Raw genomic sequence first — 24014 nt, forward strand, 5'->3', positions numbered from 1 at the left:
GAGTGGCGTCGCCCGGCGTCAGCCGGCCACGGAGGACCCGGTGACGGCCGCCCGGATCTCCGACCCGGTGACGACGGCCGCCCCGATGCTCGTGGCGTAGAGCGCGGCCAGCTCGGCGGCGGTGGCCGCCAGGCGGGCCCGCAGCTCGGGCGGGGACAGCACCTCCACGTCGGCGCCGAGGCGCAGCAGATCACCGTGCGCGTGGGTGAGCGACTCGATCGGCACCGTCGCGGTCACCCAGCCCGCGTCGTCCGGCGGGCCGGCGGACCCCTCGGCGGCGGCGACCACCACGTCGCTGGCGATCTCCCGTAGCCGTTCCCGGCCGCGGGGCGAGAGCCGGATCGTGGCCTCGTCGCGGTGCAGCCCGGCCCGGAAGCGCACCACGTGCGCCCGCCACCAGGCCGGCAGGTCGAACCCGGCGGGCCGGTCGAACTCCTCGTCCAGCGGGGTCAGCGCGAGGATCTGGCTGACCCGGTAGGTGGCCGCACCGTCCCGCCCCGGGCGGGCGGCCACCACGTACCACCGGCCGCCCTTGAGGACCAGGCCGTACGGCTCCAGCGTCCGCTCGGCCTCCCCGTTCCAGCTGCGGTAGCGCACCGCCACCCGGCGCTGCCGCCACACCGCCTCCGCCACCTCCGCCAGGTGCGGCGAGCCGTCGCCGTCGGCGTACCAACCGGGCGTGTCCAGGTGGAAGCGCTGCTGAAGGCGCGCCGCGCGGTCGGCCAGCGCGGACGGCAGGGCGGCGTGCAGTTTCCGTTGCACGGTGGCGACCACCGCTCCGTAGCCCAGCTCGGCCGCCGGCCCGGGCAGGCCGGCCAGGAAGAGCCGCTCCGCCTCCTCGGCGGTCAGCCCGGTCAGCCGGGTGCGCCACCCGTCGACGAGCTGGTAGCCCCCGGCGTGCCCGGCCTCCCCGTACAGCGGGATGCCGGCCGAGTGCAGGGACTCGACGTCGCGGTAGACCGTGCGGACGGAGACCTCCAGCCGCTTCGCGAGCTGCGCGGCGGTCATCCGGCCGTGCGTCTGGAGCAGCAACAGCAGGGAGAGGAGTCGACTGGCCCGCACTCCACTGACAGTACGTGTCAGTGGACCCCTCGTACCGTCCCGGCATGGCATTTCGCGACAAGGAACTCCGCGTGCCGGCACCGATCACGGTCGCCGGGCGGCGGGTCAAGCGCTACCACATCGATCAGCCGGAACGCCCGCTCGAACCGGAGGTGGAGCGGGCGGCGTACGCCTTCCTGCCCCGCCTGCTGCCGCCCGCCGGCGCCGACGGGACCCCACCGGTGAGCTGGGTGGTGCTGCACCGGGGTGCGGACACCGGGGCCTACCTGCTCGCGTACACCTGGTTCTTCGACAACGTGGTGGAGGCGCACGTCGCCGAGGCGGGCCAACCGGCGATCGGCTGCCCGGACGACGACCCGACGCACTTCGTGGAGATGCGCCGTCCGGTGGTGGGCTGTGTGTGGGAGCTGGGGATGCTGGAGCACGAGCGGGCCGCCTGGATCCGGCACGTGCTCGCGCCCGACCGGCCGGACGTCGAGGCGTACGTCGCCGACACGCGGGCCGAGGGGACGGTGGGGTGGTGATGGGCGACTTCGACTTCCTGGACCTCACCCGGGCGTCGGACTGAGTCCGCCGCTGGGCGTCGGGCCTCCGGCGGGCGGGGGCGTGGCGTTGCGGTAGATCGCCGCGAGCCAGACGTCGAGAAGGACGGCGACCACGTCCGGCTCGGCGACGGCAGGGCCGTCGCCGGCGAACGTCGCGTACCAGACGCGCTCGTTCATCGAGTTCAACGCGATGGCGAGGTCCCGGGCGGGCAGCCCGTCCGGGGCCGCGCCGCGCTTCCGTTCCGCGTCGATCGCCGCCTCGATGGCCTGGACCCATCCCTCCATGACCGTCGCCCAGAGCCGGCGCACCTCCCCGTTGGTGCCGCGCACCTGGGCGCAGGCCAGCACCACCGCCCGGTGGCCGCCGAACGTCTCGTGGAACCGGTCGATCAGCTCCCGCCACCGGGCGCGCGGGTTCTCGGCGAGCCGGTCCAGCACGTGGCCGGCGGCCGCGTTGGCCTCCTCGATGACCCGGTCGAGCAGGGTCAGCAGGACGGCGTCCTTCGACGGGAAGTAGAAGTAGAAGGTGGGCCGGGAGATCCCGGCGCCCCGGGCCAGGTCGTCGATCGAGATGTCGGCGAACGGCCGCTCACCGAGCAGCCGCTCGGCGGTGGCGAGGATGGCCGACTCCCGGTCGTCCCCGGCGGACCGCGCCGTGCGGCGACCCCGGGGGGACGAGGTCGCGATGGGCGTCATGACCGTGGATGTTACACCCGCTCGACAGGGTGTCGATTGTTCTCAACGGGGTGTTGACGCGTGTCGACGCCGGTGGATAGTGTCCGGCACCACCGCCTCGTCACGGGAGACGACATGGCCACCACCGACCACGTCGACGTGCTCATCGTCGGTGCCGGCCTCTCCGGCGTCGGCGCCGCGTGCCACCTGCGGCGCAACTGTCCGGAGAAGACGTACGCGGTGCTGGAGGCCCGAGGCGCGATCGGCGGCACCTGGGACCTGTTCCGCTACCCGGGCATCCGGTCGGACTCGGACATGTTCACCCTCGGCTACTCGTTCAGGCCGTGGACCAACCCGAAGGCGATCGCCGACGGGCCCGCCATCCGCGAGTACGTCCGGGAGACCGCCCGCGAGTACGGCGTCACCGAGCACATCCGGTTCCACCACCGGGTGGTCCGCGCCGAGTGGGACAGCACCACCGCCCGCTGGACCGTCCACGCGCACCGCACCGACACCGGCGAGGACGTCCGACTGACCTGCTCGTTCCTCCACACCTGCGCCGGCTACTACCGCTACGACGAGGGCTACACCCCCGACCTTCCCGGCGCGGACCGGTTCACCGGGCGGATCGTGCACCCGCAGCACTGGCCCGACGACCTCGACCACGCCAGCAAGCGGATCGTCGTGATCGGCAGCGGCGCCACGGCGGTGACGCTCGTGCCCGCGCTGGCCGAGCAGGCCGCCCACGTCACCATGCTCCAGCGCTCACCCACGTACGTCATGGCGCTGCCCTCGCGCGACGTGGTCGCCGGCGCGCTGCGCCGCGTCCTGCCCGAGCGGGCCGTCTACCCGCTGGTCCGGTGGAAGAACGTCCTGCTCGCCACCGCGAACTTCCAACTCAGCCGCCGTGCGCCCACGCTGGTGAAGCGCCTGCTGCGCCGGGCCGCGCGGGGCCGGCTGCCGGTGGGGTACGACGTCGACCGGCACTTCTCGCCCCGCTACGACCCGTGGGACCAGCGCCTGTGCGTGGTGCCCGACGGCGACCTGTTCGCCGCGATCCGGCGGGGCCGGGCGTCCATCGTCACCGACACCATCGAGACCGTCACCGAGACCGGCGTCCGGCTCGCGTCGGGGGAGCAGCTCGCGGCCGACGTCATCGTCACCGCCACCGGGCTCAACCTGCTCGCCCTCGGCGACACCGTGCTCACCGTGGACGGCGAGGACGTCGACCTCGCCGCCACCGTGGCCTACAAGGGCATGATGCTCTCCGGCGTCCCCAACTTCGCGATGACCATCGGCTACACCAACGCCTCCTGGACGTTGAAGGCCGACCTCGTCGCCACGTACGTGTGCCGGCTGCTCGCGCACCTGGACCGCACCGGCCAGCAGGTCGTCACGCCGCTGCCGCCGCCCGACGGCGACCTGCACCCGATCATCGACCTGACCGCCGGGTACGTGCTGCGCAGCGTCGACGCGCTGCCCAGGCAGGGGGCCCGGGCGCCGTGGCGGCTGTACCAGAACTACCCCCGGGACGTGCTGCTGATGCGGTACGGCCGGCTCACCGACCAGGGCGTCCGGTTCTCCAGGGCCGGCACGCCGGAGAGGAGCACCGTCCGTGCGTAGGTTCGACTTCACCGCCGCGACCGCCGTGGTCACCGGCGCCGCCAGCGGGATCGGCGAGGCGCTCGCCCACGGGCTGGCCCGCCGCGGCAGCGACCTGGTCCTGCTCGACCGCGACGCGCGGCGCCTCGACGCCGTGGTGGCCGCGATCCGCGCCGCCCACCCGGACCGGCAGGTCGACACGCACGTCGTGGACCTCGCCGACGCCGCCGCGACCACCCGGGTGGCCGAGGACGTCCGGACCCGGCACCCCCGGATCCGGCTGCTGGTCAACAACGCCGGCGTCGCCCTGGGCGGCCGCTTCGACCAGGTGACCCTGGACGAGTTCCAGTGGGTCGTCGACATCAACTTCCGGGCGGTCGTGCAGCTCACCCACGCGCTGCTGCCGGCCCTGAAGGCGGAGCCCGGTTCCCACCTGGTCAACGTCTCCAGCCTCTTCGGGCTGATCGGGCCGCCCGGCCAGGCCGCGTACTCGGCCAGCAAGTTCGCCGTGCGCGGCTTCACCGAGGTGCTGCGTCACGAACTGGCCGACGACGGCATCGGCGTCACCTCCGTGCACCCGGGCGGGATCGCCACCCGGATCACCGAGAACGCCCGCGTCGGCAGCGGCGTCTCTGTCGAGGAGTACGAGGAGGGCCGGCGGCAGTTCGACAAGCTGCTCAGCATTCCGCCCGCGAAGGCCGCCGAGGTGATCCTGCGCGGCGTCGAGCGGCGCCGCGGCCGCGTCCTCATCGGCTGGTCGGCGAAGCTGCCCGACCTGCTGGCCCGGATCGCGCCGGCCGCACACGGGAAGCTCCTGCGGGTCGGGCTGAACCGCGCCGCCGGCGACCCGGCCCGCCGCCTCACCACGTCGTCCCCACCGGTCCCGGCCGCCCGGCAACCGGAGGCGGCGCCGGCGACCGACCCGGCGGGAGACCGCGCGTGAGCACCACGGAACCCGCCTCCCCGGCCCGCCCCCGCCCCCGCCACGTCACCGTCGCCGGACGGCGGGTCTGCCACCGCGTCGACGGTGACGGCCCGCCGGTGCTCCTGCTGCACGGCATCGGGCGGACCATGCGCGACTTCGACGACCTGCACGAACGGCTCGCGCAGCGGTTCCGGGTGCACAGCGTCGACCTGCCCGGGTACGGCGGCTCGCTGCCGATGACCGCGCCCTACACGCTGCCCGAGCTGGCCGGCTTCGTCGGCCGCTACCTGGACGTGGTCGGCGTCGACCGGCCGGTGCACCTGGTCGGCAACTCCCTCGGCGGGGCGGTGGCCATGCAGTTCGCGGCCACCGAACCGGCCCGGGTGGCCAGCCTCGGGCTCATCACGCCGGCCGGCTTCGGCAAGGAGGTGACGATCCTGCTGCGGCTGCTCGCGCTGCGCCCGTTCGGCCGGCTGCTGCTGCGACCCAGCCGGTGGTCGGCCCGCCGCGCCGAACGCGCCCTCTTCCACGATGCGGCGTTCGCCACCGCCGAGCGCATCGCGTACGCCCTGGAGGTCGCCCGCCAGCCGCACGCCGCGCGGGTGATGCTGGAGACCGCGCACCACCTCGGCACCCTCCGCGGAGTGAGCCCACAGTGGCGGGAGGAGCTGCTCACCCGGGTGGAGAAGCTCGACCTGCCGACGCTGATCGTGTGGGGCGACCGGGACCTGATCCTGCCGGCGACGCACCTGGAGGCGGCCCGGACGCGCCTGCCCCGCGCCCGCACCCACCTGTTCAACGACTGCGGGCACATGCCGCAGATCGAACGCGCGGAGGAGTTCCACCGCCTGCTGGTCGACTTCTGGGCGGAGGGCTTCCCGGCCGAGGCCCCGGGCGACAGCGACGCCGCCCGGTCATGACGCTGCCCGGATCTCCCGTTGCCGGACCAGCACGGTGACCGCGACCAGCCCGACGAGCAGCGCCGCCACCAGGTAGACCGATCCCGGAGCCAGCGGGACGAGCAGCACCAGCGCCGCGGTCACCGGGAACGCCATCACCACCGCGGCACGCTGCTGCCCCCAGATGTGCAGCATCCAGACGGTGACCAGGAAAACGGCCACCGGCACGCCCACCGCGTACCCCACCATCGTCCCGCCGACGTTCCCGAGGTGGCGCTCGTGGTCCACGGCCACCCCGAGCCCGGCGCCGACGGCGGCGATGCCCGCGAAGATCAGGTAGTGGCCGTAGCCCCAGGTCAAGCTGCGGGACAACCGGGTGGGCACCTGGATCTCGCGGTCGAAGTAGAGCCACCACAGCGCGAAGACGATCACCGCGCCGGCCGCCGCGAGACGCCACAGCCCCGTGTCACCGGCGTCCACCCCGGTCTGCACGGCCAGCGAGGTCGCCAGCACCACCTCGCCCAGCACGATCAGGGTGAACAGCCCGTACCGCTCGGCTATGTGGCGGGGGTGCCACGGCGTCATGCCGGGCCGCTCGGCGATCGCCGGCACGAGCAGGTCGGCCGCGGTCAGCACGACGAAGGAGGCCACCCGCAGGTCGTCGGGGAGCAGCAGCCGCAGCAGCCAGCCCGCCTGCACCAGGCTGACGCCGATCCCGTACCGGAGGTCGGCCGCCCGATGGCCGGGGTCACCGGCCGCCGCCCGCATCCACTGCGAGACGGCCGCGAGGCGCATCACCACGTACCCGTACGTGATGGTGCTGAAGTCGCCCTCGGTGAACGCCCGGGGCACCCCGGCGGCCAGCATCAGCGCACCGCTGATCTGCACCAGGGTGGTGATCCGGTAGACGTCGTCGTCGGTGTCGTACGCGGAGGCGAACCAGGTGAAGTTCATCCACGCCCACCAGATGGCGAAGAACACCATCAGGTAGCTGCCCACCGCGTGGCCGACGTGGTCCGCCGACACGTCGTGGTGCAGGTTGTCCGCGGCCTGGGCCACCGCGACCACGAAACAGAGGTCGAAGAAGAGCTCCAGCGGGGTCGTCCCGCGGTGCTCCTCCTCGCGCCGGCGGGCCCGCATCGGCCGGTACCACGGCCGCAGCGTGCCCGTCGTGGTCACCCCGGTCTCCTCGCGGTACTGCGGGCCCCGGCCCTACGGTTCGACAGCGCCGGGCGGCCCCGCCGCCGACAGCGTCGGGCGGTCCGGCGTGCGGGGCGCGCCGGACGAGGCCGCGGCGGGCCCGGCGCTGCCGACGCTCCGTCCCCACCTTACGGCGGCCCGCCGACGCGCCGGGTCAGTTCGCCGCCGGCGCCGCCGCGGCGACCGCTGCCCGCTCGCCGGCCGGGTCCCGCGAGGCGCCGGCCGCCGCGCGCAGCACCATGCCGGTGGGGCGTCGCAGGGCGGCGGTCAGCACCCGGTTGCGCGCCTCGATCCGGTGCCGCCCGGCCCGGTTCCGGCCCGCCGGCAGCGGCAGGTGACGGGCGAATCGGCGGCCCTGCCACCGCGCGGGCGACGTGTCCATGCGGCAGGTGAGGGCGCGGCCGGGCGGGGAACACGGACCGGATGGGCGACCTGACGCTGCTGCTCGGCGGCGACGTGATGACCGGCCGCGGCGTCGACGCGGTCCTGGCCCGGCCGGCCCCGCCGGATCTGCGGGAGGCGGCGGTGCGCGACGCCCGCGAGTACGTGGCCCTCGCCGAGGCCGCCAACGGACCCGTCCCGAGGCCGGCGCCACCGCACCGGCTCTGGGGGGACGCGCTCGGCCTGCTCGACGCGGCGGCCCCGGACGTGCGGATCGTCAACCTGGAGACCGCCGTGACCGGGCGGGGGACGCACGACCCGACGAAGGGCGTCCACTACCGGATGCACCCGGCGAACGTCGCCGCACTGACCGCCGCGCGGCTCGACGTCTGCGTGCTGGGCAACAACCACTGCCTCGACTTCGGGCCGGTGGGTCTCGCCGACACCCTGGACGCGCTCGCCGGAGCCGGGGTGGCGACCGCCGGCGCCGGGTCGGACGCCACCGCCGCCTGGCGGCCCGCCGTGGTGCGCCGCACCGACGGCCGCCTGCTGGTCTGGTCCGTGGCCGCGCCGTCGAGCGGCGTGCCGCCGCACTGGGCGGCGAGCGACGACCGGGCGGGCGTCGCGTACCTGCCCGAGGTGTCGGCCGCGTCGGCGGAAGCCCTGGCCGCCCGGATCGCCGCCGAGGCGCGGCCCAGGGACCGGGTCGTGGTCTCCGTGCACTGGGGCACCAACTGGGGGTACGACGTGCCGCCCGAACATGTGGCCTTCGCCCGCCGCCTCGTCGACGCGGGCGTGGACGTGGTGCACGGGCACTCCTCCCACCACCCGCGCCCCGTCGAGGTGTACCGGGACCGCCTCGTCCTCTACGGCTGCGGCGACCTCGTCGACGACTACGAGGGCATCGGCGGGTACGAGGCGTACCGGCCGCAGTTGCGCCTGCTGTGGCTGCCCACGCTCGATTGGGCGACCGGCCGGCTGCGCCGACTGCGGGCCGTCCCGGTGCGGATGCGGCGGCTGCGGTTGGAGCGCGCCGGCCCGGACGACGCCCGCTGGTTCGCCGACCTGCTCGGCGGGTTCGGCGCACCCTTCGCCGGCCCCGTAACCGTCGACCCGGACGGACTGCTCGTGCGGGGAACGGCGCCGTCCTGACGTCGCCGTCGGACGGGCCGCTCCGCGCACCGGCGTGGCCTGAGCCACCGTCCCGGTGGGCGGCGTACCTCGACGGACGACCCGGCCGCATCATGGAGGCATGACGCATCCCTCGGCGCCCGAGGGAGATCGCGCGGACACTGCGGTGATCCTGCCGGTCGCCGCCGGCCCGGTCGTGCCCCGTCGCTCCGCCGCGCTGGTCTGGGGGGTGGCCCTGACCGCGTACGTGGCGGCGGTGTTCCACCGCAGCTCGCTCGGGGTCACCGGCGTCGACGCCGTGGAACGGTTCCACATCAACGCCGCGGCGCTGGCCACGTTCTCCGTCGCCCAGCTCGCGGTGTACGCGGCGATGCAGGTGCCGGTCGGGGTGCTCCTCGACCGGTTCGGCTCCCGCCGGCTGCTGATCGCCGGTGGTGCGCTGATGCTCGCCGGTCAGCTCTGCTTCGCCCTCGCCACCGACGTCCGCCTCGCGGTGCTGGCCCGGATGCTGGTCGGGTTGGGCGACGCGACGACCTTCATCAGCGTGCTGCGGATCGTGGCGTTCTGGTTCCCCGGACGCCGCAACCCGCTGGTGACCCAGCTGACCGGCACGCTCGGGCAGCTCGGGGCGATCCTCGGCGCCGTACCCCTGGTGGCGTTGCTGCACCGCGCGGGCTGGACCACCGCCTTCCTCGTCGCCGCCGCGGTCGGCGCGACCGTGCTGGTGATGGTGGTCGCCGCCGTCCGGGACACACCGCACCGGGAGACCGCGACCGGCCCGACCCCCACCCTCGCCGCCGTGCGCCGGGAGCTCGGCGCGGCCTGGGCCCAGCCCGGCACCCGACTCGGGCTCTGGACGCACTTCGTCACCCAGTTCTCCGGCGCGGTGTTCGCCCTGCTCTGGGGGTATCCGTTCCTGGTGCAGGGACAGGGCCTCAGCCCCACCGCGGCCGCCTCGCTGCTCACCCTCATGACGGTCGCGACGCTGCTGTCCGGGCCGGTGATCGCGCACCTGTGCGCCCGGCACCCGTACCGTCGCTCGGTGCTGGTCTTCGCCATCACCGGCGCCACCGCGGCGGTCTGGACGGTCGTGCTCGCCTGGCCGGGCCGCGCGCCGGACTGGCTGCTGGTGACCCTGGTACTGGTCCTGGCCGTCAACGGCCCGGGCTCGATGATCGGCTTCGACTACGCCCGCACCTTCAATCCGGTCAACCGGATCGGCAGCGCCGCCGGCATCGTCAACGTCGGCGGCTTCGTCGCCTCGATCGGCCTCGTCCTCGCGGTCGGCGTGGTCCTCGACCTGGCCACTCCCGGCGGGCGCGGCACACCCGACCTGACCGCGTTCCGCTGGGCTTTCGGCGTGCAGTACGCGCTCTGGGCGCTCGGAGCGGTGCAGGTGCTGCGCTGGCGCAACGCCGCCCGGCGTCGCCACGCCGCCGAGCAGGCCGCCCCGGCGCCGGCCGTCGCGCCGGCGACCTCCTGACCGGCGGCCGGCAGGGATGCGTCCGGTCCGGTGCTCAGCTGAACCGGCGGCGGAGGATGAGGTCGTCGAGGACCAGGGTCAGGCCGGCCCCGAGCAGCCAGGAGTCCTTGGCCAGACCGATGCCCTGCTGGGTGGGCTTCAGGCTGCCGGCCTCGCGCATCCCGGGCGTCTTGAGATAGAGCTGCACCAGGCCGGCGCCGAACGCGGCCAGACCCAGACCGGCCAGCACCGACGGGACGAACGGCGTGAGCAGTGCGACCCCCAGCGCGGTCTCGGCCCGGGAGAGCAGCCGGGCGAACCGGTCCGGGTCGAGCTGCCGGAGCTGCGGGACGGCTCCCACGGCCATCCCGTGCATGCCCTGAGCGGCTTCGCCCTCCAGTCCCCGCTTGCTCAACCCCGAGTTGAGGATGAACGCGCCGATGCTGACCCGCAGCGGCACATGGCTGACCTTCATGGCCCACTCCCGTCGGACGATCGAACCGTGCGCCCGCCTACCCCGCACCGGTGGCGCTAACCCCCGCGCCGCCACGACGATCGGGAACTCCGGCGGTATTTTCACCCGGAAGCGTGATCGGCGGTGCCGGGGCACCGCGTCTGTCGACCGGCGGCGGGCGACGCCGCGGAGCAGGAGGAGATCGTGAGCCAGCAGGTCCGGGGAGTCATCTCCCGCAGCAAGGGCGCGCCGGTCGAGGTGACGACGATCGTGGTGCCGGATCCCGGGCCGGGCGAGGCGGTGGTCCGCGTCCTGTCCTGCGGGGTCTGCCACACCGACCTGCACTACCGCGAGGGCGGGATCAACGACGACTACCCCTTCCTGCTCGGGCACGAGGCGGCCGGCATCGTCGAGCAGGTCGGTGCCGGGGTCGACTCCGTCGCGCCCGGCGACTTCGTGGTGCTCAACTGGCGGGCCGTCTGCGGGGTGTGCCGGGCCTGTCGCCGGGGTCGCCCGTGGTACTGCTTCGCCACCCACAACGCGACCCGCAGGATGACGCTCACCGACGGCACCGAACTCGCCCCGGCCCTCGGGATCGGCGCCTTCGCCGAGAAGACCCTCGTCCACGCGGGACAGTGCACCAAGGTCGACCCGGCGGCCCGGCCGGCGGCGGTGGGCCTGCTCGGCTGCGGCGTCATGGCCGGCCTCGGTGCGGCGATGAACACCGGCGGCGTCACCCGCGGCGACTCCGTGGCCGTGATCGGCTGTGGCGGCGTCGGCGACGCGGCCATCGCCGGGGCCACCCTGGCCGGCGCCACCACCATCATCGCGGTGGACACCGACGCCCGGAAGCTCGACTGGGCCCGCCGCTTCGGCGCCACCCACACCGTCGACGCCACGAAGCAGGACGTGGTGGAGGCGATCCGCGCCGCGACCGGCGGTGTCGGCGCCGACGTGGTCATCGAGGCGGTCGGCCGGCCGGAGACGTGGAAGCAGGCGTTCTACGCCCGTGACCTCGCCGGCACGGTCGTGCTGGTCGGCGTGCCCACCCCGGAGATGACGGTCGAGGTGCCGCTGCTGGACGTGTTCGGACGCGGCGGCGCGCTCAAGTCCAGCTGGTACGGCGACTGCCTGCCGAGCCGCGACTTCCCGACGCTCACCCAGCTCTACCTGCAGGGCCGGCTCGACCTGGACGCGTTCGTCACCGAGGAGATCGCACTGGACCAGGTGGAGGAGGCGTTCGCCCGCATGCACCGGGGTGACGTGCTCCGCTCGGTGGTGGCCTTCTGATGGCCGCCCGGGTCGACCACACCGTCACCGCCGGCACCTTCTCCCTCGACGGGCAGACGTTCGACGTCGACAACAACGTGTGGGTGCTCGGCGACGACACCGAGTGCGTCGTCGTGGACGCGCCGCACGACGTCGACGCGATCCTCGCCGTCGTCGGCGATCGCCGGGTGCGGGCCATCCTCGCCACCCACGCGCACGACGACCACGTCCGCGTGGCGCCTGCGCTGGCCCGGGCGACCGGCGCGCCCGTGCTCCTGCATCCCGCCGACCGGGTCCTGTGGGATCTCGTGCACCCGGACGAGCCGCCGGGTGGGGAGCTGCGCGACGGTGCGACCGTCGAGGTGGCGGGCACCAGTGTGCTCGTGCTGCACACCCCCGGGCACAGCCCCGGCGCGTGCAGCTTCCACGTGCCGGCGCTCGGCGTGGTGTTCACCGGCGACACCCTGTTCGCCGGCGGGCCGGGCGCCACCGGGCGTTCGTACAGCGACTTCGGCACGATCATCCGCTCGGTCCGGAACCTGCTGTTCACGCTGCCACCGGAGACGATCGTGCACACCGGGCACGGCGCGAGCACCACCGTCGGGGCCGAGGCACCGCACCTGGAGGAGTGGGTGGCCCGCGGGCACTGAACGGCACACGCGTCGGTCGCGGGCCGTGGCCGGGCGTTCCGGCGCGGCGGTCGCGGGTGTGCCGGGGCGTTCCGGCGCCGGCGTCAGAGCGGGCGCCGCATGTGCAGGCGTACCGAGGTGCCGGCCGGCGTGGTGTGCACGCGTACCAGGTCACAGAGGGCGTGGACGATCACCAGACCCCGGCCGCCGATGCCGTCGCTCGCCGGGGTCAGCCGGCCCGCGAGGGGATCGCTCAGCCAGCCGCCGTCGTGGATCTCGCACACCAGGTGCTCGGGGCTCGTCCACACGCGGAGCACACCGCTGCCGCCCCCGTGGGCGACGCTGTTGGCAGCCAGCTCCGTGACGGCGATCTGCAGGTCCGCCACCCGGTCCGCGGCGAGGCCGGCCACCGCCGCCCGGGAAGCCACGAAGCGGCGCAGCTCGGGCAGCGTGTCCACGTGGTACGCGCGGACGTCGACCGGCTCGGCCGGCGCCGGCAGCGGCGCGTTGTAGCGGGCCACCACGTCCGACGGGGCGTACGCGGGACTCGACCGGCGGCCGGCGGCGTCGACGAGCACCGGATGGGTGGCGTACGCGTCGGCCAGGGCGGTGTCGTCGAGGCCCGCCGCGTCGTACGGGCACAGGATCGTGGCGGCTCGGCCGGTGAAGGCCCGGTTGATCATGGCCTCGTGCTGGGCGCACGCCGGGTACTCGGCGGCGCTGCGCCCGACCCAGATCGGCTCGCCGACGATGCGTACCCGCCGGCCGGGGTGCCGGTCGACGAACGCCTGCAACACCCACGGGATGATCCGCCCCGGGTTGCGCCCGGCGTCGGCCATGTCCGCCCAGCACACCGCGTCCGGCTCCGCGACGGCGTCGTGGACGAGGTCCAGGTGGGCGCGGGGCATCGCCACCAGGACCGGTTCCCCGGCGGCCAGACCGCCGGCGACGAACGGCACCAGGCCGGCGACCAGCGCGTCGGTGTCGCGGTAGAACAACCCCTCGTGGACGAACTCGTCCTGAGCCGGCAACGTCCCCGTCACGACGCCATCCCCGCGCCCCGCTCGCGTACGGCGGCCAGGACCCTCCCCGGGCCGGGCGCACCGAGGAGACAGCGGACGTTCTGGTCCCGCGGGAGACCGGTGGGGACGAACCAGGCCACGGCGTCGAGACCGCTGGTCTCGTCGTCGTGCGTCCAGCAGATGTGGTCACCCAGGTCGACCTGGCCGACCACGGCCCCAGTGGTCACCGTCCTCGCCTCCCGGTCGAGTCCCCACTCTAGCCCCGGCGTTCGGCGGTGCTCGGAGGCCGTCCGGGAGCACCGGTTCCGGGTACACTCCCGCCCCGATTCGGCACGGGCGCGCTCGGTGTCCGGTTCCGACCCACCCTCGGCGTGATGGCCGGTGAGGCCTGCGCCCGGCCGGTCCGTCGTCCTCTGCGCCGTCGCCGACCGGATGTCGGAAACTCGGCGTGACCTGGACCGCAGACCCGTCGCCGAAGCTGGTTCCCCGGAATGACCACCTGCCCAACCGGGTTGTGTCCCCCGTACTGCCGGAACTCAAACCCCTCCGGCGTGGCAGTTCCCCCATGGAGTGCTCATTCCGGAGCGCTTCGCCTGACCGAAAGGGCACATCGTGAAGTACGACTTCACTGGATGGCTCCCGGCCATCGCGAAGGACTCGCACCAGAAGATCGCCGGATGGCTTCCGGCCATCACGAAGGAACCGAACCGCAAGGTCGCGCTCAGCGTGGCCGGCGTCGCCGCCATCGGCGCCCTGGCCGTCGCCCCGTCGGCAGTGGCCGCACCCATCACCAGCGGCCCGCACGCGGGTGCCGTGGCCGCCATCGAACTGGCCACCGGCAAGAGCGCCAAGCCGGGCGACTCCGGGCCGGGCACGTCCGACGTGCCCGTCGAGTCGGGCCTGACGACCGGCGGCACCACCGACAAGCCGCGGGCGGGCAAGCCGACCCGCGAGGAGCTGATTCCGCACGGCGTGCAGGGCGCCCAGTCGCGCGTACCGCTCGACGGCGCCCAGCGGGAGAACGCCAAGGAGATCATCAAGGTCGCCAAGAAGACCGGCGTCGGCGAGCGTGGCGCGGTCATCGGCATCGCCACCGCGCTGCAGGAGTCGAAGCTGTACAACCTGGGCCACCTGGGCATGTACAACGACCACGATTCGCAGGGCCTGTTCCAGCAGCGTCCGTCGTCGGGTTGGGGCTCGCCCGAGCAGATCACCGACCCGGAGTACGCCTCCACGGCGTTCTTCGAGGCGCTGAAGAACGTCGACGGCTGGCAGGACCTGCCGCTGACCACCGCCGCGCAGACGGTGCAGGTCTCGGCGTACCCCTTCCACTACGCGCAGTGGGAGGAGCAGGCGGCCGACATCGTCGCCCAGAACTGGTGACGACCGCATGACGAACCGGCCGGTCCCCGAACGGGGCCGGCCGGTTCGTCATGTCCTCGTCGACGCTCCTATGCCGCGTCAAGTGGTTGGGGTGTGGTTTCCAGGCGTCGGTAGATCTCTCGGGCGACGTAGCGTTTGAGGCAACGTTTGATCTCCCGGTCGGTTTTTCCTTGGGCGCGACGGCGGTCGGCGTAGGCGCGTGTGCGTTCGTCGCGTTGCAGCCGGGTCAGGACGATGGTGTGCAGGGCGCGGTTGAGTTGGCGGTCTCCTGAGCGGTTGAGGCGGTAGCGGACGGTCTTGCCGGAGGATGCGGGGATGGGGGCGGCGCCGGCGAGCATGGCGAACGCGGCGTCGTCGCGGCAGCGCCCGGGGTGGGACCAGACGGTGAGTACGGTGGCGGCGACGATCGGTCCGACGCCGGTCAGCTGCAGCAGGTCCGGTCGCCAGGAGCGCACGATCGTCCGGATCGCTTTCTCGTGCTCAAGGGCTTCGGCTTCGAGGAAGCGGACGCGGCGGGCGAGGTCTCGTAACACGGTCAGGCAGGTGAACACCTCGACGTCGGTGCTGGTGGTGGGGCGTAGTCGGGTGGCGGTGGCGAGCATGAGGCGGGTGCTCTGGCCGCGGAAGCGGGCCCGCACCACCTCGGGTGAGGTGATCACCATGGCGTGCAACTGCCGTTGAGCCGTGGCGCTGGCCTCCACCGCAGCGCGGCGGGCGGTCAGCCGTGCCTGCAACGCTGCCCGCTCGGGTCCGGTCTTGGGCTGCGCCAGCCGCGTGCGGGCCAGGGCGTCACGGGCAGCGCGCTCGGCGTCGATCAGATCGGACTTCGCCCCGCCCCGGCGGGCCGGGCGCTGCGGCCGGTCCAGCTCGACGACCAGCTCACCAGCGTCGGCCAGGTGCCGGGCCAGGCCGACCCCGTAACCACCGGAGCCTTCCAGCGCCCAGGCCCGCAACCCCGAATGCTGCTCGGCCAGGGCCACCAGCTGCGCGTAGCCGTCCGGGTCGGTGCTCACCGTGACTGTGGCCAGCACACCGCCGGTGCGGGTGTCGAGCAGCGCGGCGGTGTGGGTGTCTTTGTGCGTGTCGACGCCGATGACGACCTCGACCAGATCTGCCAGCATGGACATGCGTTCTCTCCAAACCGTGGGGACGCAAGGTCCGGTCCGGTGCGGAGATGGCAGGACTGTGATGAGACACGCCAGCCGCTAACTGGCGGTCAAGCTCCTGATCAGGCCAAACGTCTCCCGCCGGGCCGGTGCCGGCGGCAGCAGACGGACAAGTCGGCTCGAAGACACGAAGTCAGTCAGAGCAAGAGTCACATCCACCGCCGCCAGCCATCAGCCCATCACGTACGAGCCAACCCGGCCAGCCTCACAGTCAGACCAGCGGCGCGCTCTCCCGGCGCAGCCGCGCCGAGCCGGCGGCCACCGACCACCCCGCCACCCAGCGGCTACCGGTCGCGGCGCGCGTCCGGTCGGCCAGGTGGTACCAGTCCATCCGGCAGCGCTGCCGGGTCACCTCCAGCACGCCGTAGCCGTGCCCGTCCAGCTCCGTCCACCGCACGTGCGGGTTGGTGGAGCGGATCAGGCCCGCACCCAGGGCGCTGAGCGCGTTACCCGCCGGCAGGCCCAGGAAGTCGTTGACGTTGTCGCTGGTCACCGACGGCACCACGAACTCGGCGGCGGCCGGGTCGCTGAGCCCGGTCGACCTGGTGGTCACCTCGTTCGCCCAGGACGTATGGATGTCACCGGTCAGGAAGACGACGTCCTTCGTGCCGTTCGACCGCAGGTGGTCGATCAGTTCGTTGCGGTCGGCGTTGTACCCGTCCCACTGGTCGGTGTTGAGCACCGCCCCGTTCTGCGGGATGCCCAGCAGCGTGCCCAGCGGCCCCAACAGCCACGCCGGCAGGGCGCCCACGTCCAGCCGGGAGATCATCACCGGGTTGCCGACCAGCTTCCAGCGCGCGTCCGACGACGCCAGGCCCGCCTTCAGCCACGCCATCTGCGCGTCGCCGGTGAGGGTCCGCCGCGGGTCGTCGACCGCCACCCCCGAGGCCTGCTGCGACCGGTACGTACGCAGGTCCAGCATGGACAGGTCGGCGAGCCGGCCGAAGCGCAGCCGCCGGTAGATGGCACCGTCCGCGCCGGTGCGCACCGGCATCCACTCCGTGTACGCCTGGCGCGCCGCCGCCACCCGGTCGGTGAAGCTGCCCTCGGTGCCCGGTGTGTGGTTCTCCGCCCCACCCGACCACTGGTCGTTGGCCACCTCGTGGTCGTCCCAGGTGATCGCCCAGGGCACCGCCGCGTGCAGGGCCTGCAGATCCGGGTCGCTCTTGTAGAGCGCGTGCCGGATCCGGTAGTCCTGCAACGTCAGGGTCTCGTGCGCCGGACGGACCGGCCGCACCACCGTGTCCCCGGCGGCGAACTCACCGGTGCCGTACTCGTACAGGTAGTCGCCGAGGTGCACCACCAGGTTGAGGTCGCCCCGCTCGGCCAGGTGCCGGTACGCCGCGAAGTACCCCGCCTCCCAGTTCGAACAGGACACCACGCCCAGTCGCAGCCGGTCGATCTCGGCGTCCGCCGCCGGGGCGGTCATCGTGCGACCGATGGGCGACCAGGCTCCGGCGTAGCCGAAGCGGAACCAGTACGTCGTGGCCGCCGCCAGCCCGCTGACCGCCACCTTGACGGTGTGGTCACGGGCGGGACCGGTCACCAGCGTCCCCTGCGCGGCCACCGACGCGAAGTCCGGGTCGGCGGCCACCTGCCAGGCCACCGTGACGTCCGGGCCGACACCGGAGCCCGGCTGCGATTCCTCGGTGGGGGTGAGCCGGGTCCAGAGCAGGACGCCGTCGGGCAGGGGGTCACCGGAGGCCACGCCGTGTCGGAACGCGCCGCCGGCGGCCTGGGCCGGGCCGGCGAGGGTGGCGCCGGCGAGCACGGCCGTGCCGGCTGAGGCGCCGGCGACACGCAGGAGGGTACGACGGTCGAGGGTGTTCGTCATGGTCTATGTGTCTACCGTCAAGTACGCCCCGTCCGCTGCCCCGCACGGCCAGTGTTCTCCAGTCTTTCCATCGGGGTTCGTAATTGCCGTGTCCGGCGTCCGTCTGCTCTGGACGGTCGCGCTCCTCGCTCGGCTCGGCTAGGCGGTTGCGGTGGGTGGTGCAGTTCCGCGGGGTGGGATTCTTGGAAGGGTTTGGCCCCTGGAGGGGCCGAATTCTTCCGTGATCTCGGTGCGTCACCTGCGCGTGCTGGGCGGTGTGTCCGGTTGGTCTGTGCCGTGTCAGGCCGGGTGTCGGGTTTTGGGGGTGTGGTCGGCGGCATCGTGGGGGTGGAATGGGGGCGGGGGCGGGGTCGTTACATCACCTGGACGATCGAGCAGGGCCCCGCCCCGAGCGGGTGGATGCGGCCCCTCGGGCCGGCCGGAATGATGGCGGCCGCCTGGTCGTTACATCTGGTCCCGGCACCACGAGGGCCCCGGCCCCGGTTCGCCCGGTCTTTCGGTCACCACCTGCCCGCCCCCCTTGGGCCTGGTGGTCATCCCCTGAATGTCTGTGAGCGCCGGACGGTGCTTGCGTCACCACGCCCGATCCCCCTGTGGCGGGTGGCGTCTTCCCCCGAATGGAGCTTGATCATGAACACGATGCTGCGTAAGAGCGTTCTCGGTATCGCTGGTCTGGCCGTCGCCGGTGGTCTCGCCGCCGGCCCGCTGAACCACGACACCACCACCGCCGGCACGGTCGGCACCACGTCGCTCGCCGCCGCCGTGCAGGCCGACAAGCCCGACACCGGCAAGCTGATCCCGCATGGTGTGCAGGGCGAGCAGTCGCGTGTCGACCTGGACGACGAGCAGATCGGCAACGTCAAGGCGATCATCGCCGCGACGAAGAAGGCCGGCATGGACGAGCGGGCCGCCGTGGTGGCCATCGCGACCGCGTTGCAGGAGTCGAAGCTGGTCAACCTGGGTCACCTGGGTGAGCGCAACGACCACGACTCGCAGGGCCTGTTCCAGCAGCGCCCGTCCAGCGGGTGGGGCACGGTCGAGCAGATCACCGACCCCGAATACTCCACGCTGGCGTTCCTGAAGGGTCTCAAGCAGGTCGACGGTTGGCAGGACATGCCGCTGACCAAGGCCGCCCAGACGGTGCAGGTGTCGGCCTACCCGTTCCACTACGCCCAGTGGGAGACCCAGGCCGCCGACCTCGTCGCCGAGCACTGGAACAACTGACCCACAGTTCTTTCCTCGACAGGGGGAACCAAGCCGCTGGCCGGCACCCGAAATCCGGGTGCCGGCCAGCGGTGTATCCGCACCCCCGCGCTGGACGTGGTCGTGGTCACCAGGGTGGGTGGAACAGGAGGGCGGGGTAGCGTGTTGAGTCGGGTGTCGGTGTGTCCAGTGTCCCCGGGCCTCACCTTAAATGCCGTCGCGGAATACCAGTCCGGCTGGAGCCGCCACGCGCCACTCGCCGAGAGGCGACCTGCACACCGACACCCCAGCGCCGCCCCCGAGCCCACACCGGGCCCGGGGGCGGCACTGCCTCCACAGCAGGAAACCCCGCCCGTACCCCTGAAGAGCTGAACCGGCCGGCCGGCGTACCCCCGGAAAGAGCTCAGCCCCGGCGGCTGCGGAGGATGTCGACGAGGGCCGCGACCAGCGCGAGCGCGATGGTGCCGCTGGCGATCAGCAGTGAGTTCCGGAAGGCGACCGACCAGTCGCCGCCGCTCGCGGCGAGGGCGGAGAAGAAGGTGGAGCCGACGGCGGCGATGCCGGCGGCGGAGCCGATGCGTTGCCCGGTCTGGAGCATGCCCGCTCCACTGCCCGCCTGACGGACCGGGACCTGGGAGAGGGTGAGGGTCTGGTTGGGCGCGATCACCAGGCCGCTACCGAGACCGGCCAGCAGCAGCGGTGCGGCGGTCCACCACGGTACGGGTACGCCGGCGGGGACCCGGTCCAGCGCGAGGACGACGCTGAGCAGGCCGCCGACGACGGCGAGGAGCCCGACCGCGACGAGGGGTCGGCCGTACCGGTTGACGATCCGGCCGCCGATGGCGGACGCGGCGGCCGAGCCCAGGGCGAACGGGGTGATGGCCAGGCCGGCGACGAGCGCGCTGTAGCCGAGGCCGTTCTGGAGGTACAGGGTGAAGACGAAGAAGATGGCGGTGAAGCCGCCGAAGTAGATCAGCGCGATGAGCGCGCCCAGCCCGTACGACCGGACGCCGAACAGCCGCAGGTCGAACAGCGGCTCGCGGCGGCGGGCGTACCACCGTTCCCATCCGGCGAAGGCGGCCAGCGCGAGCAGCCCGGCCGGTACGAGCAGCCACTTGGCCGGGTTGCGCCACTGCTGCTGTACCAGGGGCAGCAGGACGAGCAGCACGCCGATCCCGAGCAGCACCACGCCGAGCGGGTCCAGCCGCCGGTGGTCGGGGCGGCCCCGCGGTCGGTGGGGGAGCAGCCGCCAGCCGAGGGCGACGGCGAGGACGCCGACGGGCACGTTGACGAAGAACACCCACCGCCAGCCGTGTTCGGTGCCGCCGACGTGGATGAGCAGGCCGCCGAGGAGGGGGCCGACGGCGGTGGAGATGCCGATGGTCGCGCCGAGCAGCCCGAACGGCCGGGCCCGTTCGGGGCCCTGGAACAGTTCCTGGATCAGCCCGGTGACCTGCGGGTTGACCACCCCGGCGGCGGCGCCCTGGAGCAGGCGGGCGGCGACCAGCCAGGCGGGGGAGGGTGCCAGGCCGGCGGCGGCGCTGGTGACGGTGAACAGGGTGATGCCGACGACGAAGGCGGTACGCCGGCCGTGCGCGTCGCCGAACCGGCCGGCGGGCACGAGCACCAGCCCGAAGGTCAGCGCGTACCCGGACAGCACCCACTGGAGGTCGCTCGGGGACGCTCCGAGTGCGCGCTCCATCGACGGGACGGCGACGTTGACGATGCTGACGTCGAGCAGTGTCATGAAGGCGGCGACGAGACCGACTCCGAGGGCCGGCCAGCGCCGCCGGTGCCCGGGTGGCGGGTCGCCGGCGGGGCGTGCCGTCGGGCCCGGAGACGGACGATCACGCATACGCTGACCGCTACCCCGAGCCCGGGTGGTGAAGCGTCACGCAAGCTGCTGCGCGCAGAACCGCGGGCCGAAGTCCAGGCCGGCCATGGGCGAGTCCTCGCGGTGCAGGAGGTTCTTCTGGGTGAGCTGGTGCAGGGGTGCGCGGAGCTGCTCCTCGGTCAGCCCGGTCTCCTCGGCGATGAGGTCGGGGTAGGGGACCTGGCCACGCGCTTCGAGGGTCGCGACCGCGTCGTACACCCGTTCCTCGACCTCCGACAGTTGCACCTGCTGCATGTCGTCCTCCTTCGGTACCCGCCCACGGTGCAGGCGGCCTGCGCCGCGGTTACCCGGCGGGTGACCGAAGATGCCCACCCGATCGGGCGGTGTGGGGTGCCGCGCCGGTCCCGTGTGACGGGCCGTTTCGACCTCGCCTCGGCTCGACATGATCGGCAGGACAGGCCCTAGGCTGCAGCGGTGACCTTCTGGGATCTCGCGGTGGTGGGCGGGGGTCCGGCGGGCCTGTCCGCCGCGTACGTGGCCGCCCGCGCGGGTGTCCGCACGCTGGTGGTGGAGCGTGCCGCGCATCCGCGGTACAAGACCTGCGGCGGCGGCCTGATCGGCACGTCCCTTGCCGTGGTGGGCGACCGGGTAGAGGTGCCGGCGCACGACCGGGTGGACCGGGTGACGTTCACCCGGGACGGGCGAGGCCGGTTCACCCGCCGTCACGACGAGGGGCCGCTGGTGACGATGGTGCGCCGGGAGGAGTTCGACGACCGGCTGCGGGCGGCCGCGGTCGCCGCCGGGGCGGAGCTGCGCCAGCGGGTCGCGGTCCGCGCGGTCGAGGAGGTTCCCGAGGGGGTACGCCTGCGGCTCGCCGGCGGGGAGGCGGTGACCGCCCGTACGGTGATCGGCGCCGACGGGTCCTCCGGGGTGACCGCCCGGCACGTGGGTGTCCGCCACCGGCAGGTGGACCTGGGGCTGGAGTTGGAGCTGCCGGTGCCGCCGGCGGAGCAGGCGCGCTGGCGGGGCCGCGTGCTGCTGGACTGGGGGCCGCTGCCCGGCTCGTACGCGTGGGTGTTCCCGAAGGGCGATCTGCTCACGGTGGGGGTGATCGCGGCGCGGGGGGCGGGGGAGCGGACCCGGGCGTACCTGCGGTCGTTCGTGGAGCGGCTGGGTCTGTCGGGTGTGGAGCCGGTGCACGACTCCGGCCACCTCACCCGCTGTCGCCGTGAGGATTCGCCGGTGCGTCGGGGGCGGGTGCTCGTGGCGGGTGACGCGGCCGGTCTGCTGGAGCCGTGGAGCCGGGAGGGCATCAGCTACGCGCTGCGCTCCGGCGCGCTGGCCGGCGCGGCGGTGGTCGCCGACGACCTGCCGGGGTACGAGCGGGGGGTCGCCGAGGTGTTGGTGCCGTCGATGCGTGCCGGGCACCGCCTCCTCGACGCGTTCACCCGCCGGCCGGAGGTCTTCCACGCGCTGCTCGCGACTCCACCGGGCTGGCGGATGTTCGTGCGGTTCTGTCAGGGGCGGGCGAGCTTCGACGAGACGTTGGCCCGGATGCCGGTGCGGGCCGCGCTGGCGCTGGTGGACCGCCTCCCCGCACGCTCCTTTCCCATAGGATCCTAGGACGCTCTACGCGGTGTGACGGGGCAGGAATTCACCGCCTGGCCAGCGCCCGGGATCACGGCTGGCCAGGCGACCAGGGACGGGCGGAGAATGAATGCCGACGAGGGAGGCGCCCGATGAGTGAGCCGCCGTTCACCGACGACGAGTACACCTTCCTGCGGCACGCCCGGTTCGGCGAGCTGCCCCCGGCGGCCCGCCCGGAGGAGCGGGTCGAGCTGACCGAGACCGAGCCGCGTCGGGACCGCCCGGAGCCGGACGACCCGCACCGCTGGGACCTGCGGCACGGCGCCTGACCCGAGCCGCGGCGGGGCGGCTCCCTCGGTGCTCCCGTCATCCGTTTCCGGCCGGCCGGCCGGCCAGGGTAGGGGAGATGACCCCGGAGCCGCTCGTACCTCGGCGAGGAGGAGGACGCCGACCGCCGCGTCCTCGGGTCTGCGGCTCCCGGGTGCGGTGGGCGGCGTCAGGTTGGCGCTGGCCGACGCGGGTGGACGGTCAGCGGGGCCAGGTGGTGAAGCGGCTGCGGACGTGCGCGACGCGGGCGGCCCCCAGGCCGTAGCGGGCGAAGCGGGCGTCCGGCAGCCGGTCGAGGTAGCGGCCGGCGTCGCGGACGTCCGCCGGGTCCAGGCCAGGGTCGAGCTGCCAGGCGAGCGCCAGCAACTCGGCGACGTCGTGCCGGTCGAGGGCCGCCGCCACGTCGATGTAGTCCCGGACCTCGCGCCGGTTCACCAGGGCGGCGGTCTTGCTGGCCATCAGGTCCCGGACGTCCATCACCGGGCCGAGGTCCATCACGACCGGGCTGCGGTGCCGGTCGAGGCGGGCCAGACTGAGCCGCAGCTGCCGCCCGTCCCGGCTCACCACGAAGTCCCGCAGATCCCGGTCGAAGCCGTCGAACAGCCCGGCCAGCTCACTGTCCGGATCCGCGTCCTCCACGACGAAACCGGCGCGCTCCAACGCCACCCGGACGTCCCCGGCCGCTGCCGCGGCGGCCCCCTCGACGTCGGCGAACAGGTCCACGTCCTCGGTCGGGCGGGTCACCAGCCCGTGGGCCGCCCACGCCACGCCACCGCCCAGCACGAACCGGTGCGGCCCGGCCGCCGACAGAGCCAGCCGGGCCACCTCCCGGTAGAACCCGTGCAGGTGCGCGGTGGTCACGCCGTACGGAGACCGGGGTGACGGCTCTCCCACGCCTGGCGTACGCCTCGCGGCAGGTTGAGCAACCGCCACACCCGTCGCAACGTCCGGCCGTTGATCAGATCGCGAAGATCGTCGGTGCGGGTGGTCTCCCGCAGGACGTTCTCGTACATCCACAGCAACTGGTCCGGGTCGCCCAGGTCGAAGCGGCGGTCCGGGCACCACATCAGCCGTACCGGCAGCTCGACGACGCCCCGGGTCGGGCCGGCCAGCTCGGCGAGCGTACGGGCCACCACAGCGGGTCGGCCGGGCCGTGCCTGATGGGGCACGCCGGCTGCCGTGGGGGAGAGGCCCTGCATGGTGTCAGCGTAACGCCAGACTGGCCGGGTGGGTGGTGTCGGCTCAGCCCTGTTCCGTGGCGAGATCTTGGAAGGGTTTGGCCCCTGGAGGGGCCGAATTCTTCCATGATCTCGATGCGTCCCCTGCGCCGGCTGGGTGGTATGTCCGGTTGGTCTGTGCCGTGTCAGGCCCGGGTGTCTGGTTTGGGGGTGGTCGGCGGCATGGTGGGGGTGGAATGGTGGCGG

The 24014-nt window shown here is 73.5% G+C and carries 25 protein-coding genes; 12 read left to right on the plus strand and 13 right to left on the minus strand.

Annotated features, from left to right (window positions below):
* Nucleotides 1–18: 18 nt before the first annotated feature.
* Nucleotides 19–1062 carry a YafY family protein gene (locus GKC29_RS19210; RefSeq protein WP_155332136.1) on the minus strand — a complete coding sequence of 348 codons (1044 nt, stop codon included), beginning with the start codon at nucleotides 1060–1062 and terminating at the stop codon, nucleotides 19–21.
* Nucleotides 1063–1106: 44 nt separating this feature from the next.
* Here GKC29_RS19210 and GKC29_RS19215 point away from each other — a divergent pair, with 44 nt between their 5' ends.
* Complete coding sequence (locus GKC29_RS19215) at nucleotides 1107–1586, plus strand: hypothetical protein (protein WP_155332137.1); 480 nt, start codon at nucleotides 1107–1109, stop codon at nucleotides 1584–1586.
* 24 nt (nucleotides 1587–1610) lie between these two features.
* On the opposite strand, the gene GKC29_RS19220 is transcribed toward GKC29_RS19215, so the two are convergent.
* Nucleotides 1611–2303, minus strand: a complete 693-nt coding sequence (locus tag GKC29_RS19220; protein ID WP_155332138.1) for a TetR/AcrR family transcriptional regulator — start codon at nucleotides 2301–2303, stop codon at nucleotides 1611–1613.
* 114 nt (nucleotides 2304–2417) lie between these two features.
* Here GKC29_RS19220 and GKC29_RS19225 point away from each other — a divergent pair, with 114 nt between their 5' ends.
* The 3 genes from GKC29_RS19225 to GKC29_RS19235 are packed head-to-tail and all read left to right on the plus strand — an operon-like array spanning nucleotide 2418 to nucleotide 5729.
* Entirely contained in the window at nucleotides 2418–3905 is a 1488-nt protein-coding gene (locus GKC29_RS19225) for an NAD(P)/FAD-dependent oxidoreductase (protein ID WP_155332139.1), read from the plus strand.
* Nucleotides 3898–4827, plus strand: coding sequence for an SDR family oxidoreductase (locus tag GKC29_RS19230; protein WP_155332140.1), 930 nt, complete (start codon nucleotides 3898–3900; stop codon nucleotides 4825–4827). The genes GKC29_RS19225 and GKC29_RS19230 overlap by 8 nt, the downstream gene beginning before the upstream one ends.
* Nucleotides 4824–5729 (plus strand): alpha/beta fold hydrolase, encoded by a 906-nt coding sequence (locus GKC29_RS19235; protein WP_155332141.1) that lies wholly within the window; start codon nucleotides 4824–4826, stop codon nucleotides 5727–5729. The genes GKC29_RS19230 and GKC29_RS19235 overlap by 4 nt, the downstream gene beginning before the upstream one ends.
* On the opposite strand, the gene GKC29_RS19240 is transcribed toward GKC29_RS19235, so the two are convergent.
* Both GKC29_RS19240 and GKC29_RS19245 read right to left on the minus strand, forming a co-directional pair.
* The gene (locus GKC29_RS19240) at nucleotides 5724–6887 is read right to left on the minus strand and encodes a low temperature requirement protein A (protein WP_230688714.1); all 1164 of its coding nucleotides are present in this window, start codon (nucleotides 6885–6887) and stop codon (nucleotides 5724–5726) included. The genes GKC29_RS19235 and GKC29_RS19240 overlap by 6 nt on opposite strands.
* 175 nt (nucleotides 6888–7062) lie before the next feature.
* Nucleotides 7063–7290 (minus strand): hypothetical protein, encoded by a 228-nt coding sequence (locus tag GKC29_RS19245; protein ID WP_155332142.1) that lies wholly within the window; start codon nucleotides 7288–7290, stop codon nucleotides 7063–7065.
* Between the two features lie 41 nt (nucleotides 7291–7331).
* Here GKC29_RS19245 and GKC29_RS19250 point away from each other — a divergent pair, with 41 nt between their 5' ends.
* Nucleotides 7332–8441 (plus strand): CapA family protein, encoded by a 1110-nt coding sequence (locus GKC29_RS19250; protein WP_155332143.1) that lies wholly within the window; start codon nucleotides 7332–7334, stop codon nucleotides 8439–8441.
* 100 nt (nucleotides 8442–8541) lie between these two features.
* Nucleotides 8542–9903 (plus strand): nitrate/nitrite transporter, encoded by a 1362-nt coding sequence (locus tag GKC29_RS19255; RefSeq protein ID WP_155332144.1) that lies wholly within the window; start codon nucleotides 8542–8544, stop codon nucleotides 9901–9903.
* A gap of 34 nt (nucleotides 9904–9937) precedes the next feature.
* Here GKC29_RS19255 and GKC29_RS19260 read toward each other — a convergent pair whose 3' ends face one another.
* The gene (locus tag GKC29_RS19260) at nucleotides 9938–10357 is read right to left on the minus strand and encodes a hypothetical protein (RefSeq protein WP_155332145.1); all 420 of its coding nucleotides are present in this window, start codon (nucleotides 10355–10357) and stop codon (nucleotides 9938–9940) included.
* Nucleotides 10358–10540: 183 nt separating this feature from the next.
* On the opposite strand from GKC29_RS19260, the gene GKC29_RS19265 reads away from it, so the two are divergent.
* Nucleotides 10541–11626, plus strand: a complete 1086-nt coding sequence (locus GKC29_RS19265; protein WP_155332146.1) for an S-(hydroxymethyl)mycothiol dehydrogenase — start codon at nucleotides 10541–10543, stop codon at nucleotides 11624–11626.
* On the plus strand, nucleotides 11626–12255 hold the full coding sequence (locus tag GKC29_RS19270) for an MBL fold metallo-hydrolase (RefSeq protein WP_155332147.1): 630 nt from the start codon (nucleotides 11626–11628) through the stop codon (nucleotides 12253–12255). Before GKC29_RS19265 ends, GKC29_RS19270 begins: the two co-directional genes overlap by 1 nt.
* An 83-nt stretch (nucleotides 12256–12338) precedes the next feature.
* On the opposite strand, the gene GKC29_RS19275 is transcribed toward GKC29_RS19270, so the two are convergent.
* Together GKC29_RS19275 and GKC29_RS19280 are read right to left on the minus strand one after the other, a co-directional pair.
* The gene (locus GKC29_RS19275) at nucleotides 12339–13277 is read right to left on the minus strand and encodes a sensor histidine kinase (RefSeq protein ID WP_155332148.1); all 939 of its coding nucleotides are present in this window, start codon (nucleotides 13275–13277) and stop codon (nucleotides 12339–12341) included.
* The gene (locus tag GKC29_RS19280; protein ID WP_155332149.1) at nucleotides 13274–13483 is read right to left on the minus strand and encodes a hypothetical protein; all 210 of its coding nucleotides are present in this window, start codon (nucleotides 13481–13483) and stop codon (nucleotides 13274–13276) included. The genes GKC29_RS19275 and GKC29_RS19280 overlap by 4 nt, the downstream gene beginning before the upstream one ends.
* A 385-nt stretch (nucleotides 13484–13868) precedes the next feature.
* Between GKC29_RS19280 and GKC29_RS19285 the strand changes: the two genes are divergently transcribed.
* A complete protein-coding gene (locus tag GKC29_RS19285) occupies nucleotides 13869–14639 on the plus strand; it encodes a hypothetical protein (RefSeq protein WP_155332150.1) in 771 nt (256 codons plus the stop codon).
* 68 nt (nucleotides 14640–14707) lie between these two features.
* Here the strand turns inward: GKC29_RS19285 and GKC29_RS19290 are convergent, their stop codons facing one another.
* Together GKC29_RS19290 and GKC29_RS19295 are read right to left on the minus strand one after the other, a co-directional pair.
* Nucleotides 14708–15766, minus strand: coding sequence for an IS110 family transposase (locus GKC29_RS19290; RefSeq protein WP_155332151.1), 1059 nt, complete (start codon nucleotides 15764–15766; stop codon nucleotides 14708–14710).
* A 250-nt stretch (nucleotides 15767–16016) separates the two neighbouring features.
* On the minus strand, nucleotides 16017–17639 hold the full coding sequence (locus GKC29_RS19295) for an alkaline phosphatase (protein ID WP_155332152.1): 1623 nt from the start codon (nucleotides 17637–17639) through the stop codon (nucleotides 16017–16019).
* A gap of 630 nt (nucleotides 17640–18269) precedes the next feature.
* Between GKC29_RS19295 and GKC29_RS19300 the strand changes: the two genes are divergently transcribed.
* Nucleotides 18270–18863: a hypothetical protein gene (locus GKC29_RS19300; protein WP_155332153.1), complete on the plus strand. Its 594-nt coding sequence runs from the start codon at nucleotides 18270–18272 to the stop codon at nucleotides 18861–18863.
* Between the two features lie 382 nt (nucleotides 18864–19245).
* On the opposite strand, the gene GKC29_RS19305 is transcribed toward GKC29_RS19300, so the two are convergent.
* Both GKC29_RS19305 and GKC29_RS19310 read right to left on the minus strand, forming a co-directional pair.
* The gene (locus tag GKC29_RS19305; protein WP_155332154.1) at nucleotides 19246–20697 is read right to left on the minus strand and encodes an MFS transporter; all 1452 of its coding nucleotides are present in this window, start codon (nucleotides 20695–20697) and stop codon (nucleotides 19246–19248) included.
* 36 nt (nucleotides 20698–20733) lie between these two features.
* Nucleotides 20734–20970, minus strand: a complete 237-nt coding sequence (locus GKC29_RS19310; RefSeq protein WP_155332155.1) for a hypothetical protein — start codon at nucleotides 20968–20970, stop codon at nucleotides 20734–20736.
* Between the two features lie 180 nt (nucleotides 20971–21150).
* Here GKC29_RS19310 and GKC29_RS19315 point away from each other — a divergent pair, with 180 nt between their 5' ends.
* Nucleotides 21151–22299 (plus strand): geranylgeranyl reductase family protein, encoded by a 1149-nt coding sequence (locus tag GKC29_RS19315; protein WP_155332156.1) that lies wholly within the window; start codon nucleotides 21151–21153, stop codon nucleotides 22297–22299.
* 116 nt (nucleotides 22300–22415) lie between these two features.
* On the plus strand, nucleotides 22416–22592 hold the full coding sequence (locus tag GKC29_RS29625; protein WP_196255662.1) for a hypothetical protein: 177 nt from the start codon (nucleotides 22416–22418) through the stop codon (nucleotides 22590–22592).
* Nucleotides 22593–22791: 199 nt separating this feature from the next.
* On the opposite strand, the gene GKC29_RS19320 is transcribed toward GKC29_RS29625, so the two are convergent.
* Nucleotides 22792–23451: a nucleotidyl transferase AbiEii/AbiGii toxin family protein gene (locus GKC29_RS19320; RefSeq protein WP_230688715.1), complete on the minus strand. Its 660-nt coding sequence runs from the start codon at nucleotides 23449–23451 to the stop codon at nucleotides 22792–22794.
* Nucleotides 23448–23789 (minus strand): hypothetical protein, encoded by a 342-nt coding sequence (locus GKC29_RS19325; RefSeq protein ID WP_155332158.1) that lies wholly within the window; start codon nucleotides 23787–23789, stop codon nucleotides 23448–23450. Before GKC29_RS19325 ends, GKC29_RS19320 begins: the two co-directional genes overlap by 4 nt.
* Between the last annotated feature and the right edge of the window lie 225 nt (nucleotides 23790–24014).

The organism is Micromonospora sp. WMMC415 (genome assembly GCF_009707425.1).
In the GTDB taxonomy this organism is placed as follows: Bacteria; Actinomycetota; Actinomycetes; order Mycobacteriales; family Micromonosporaceae; genus Micromonospora.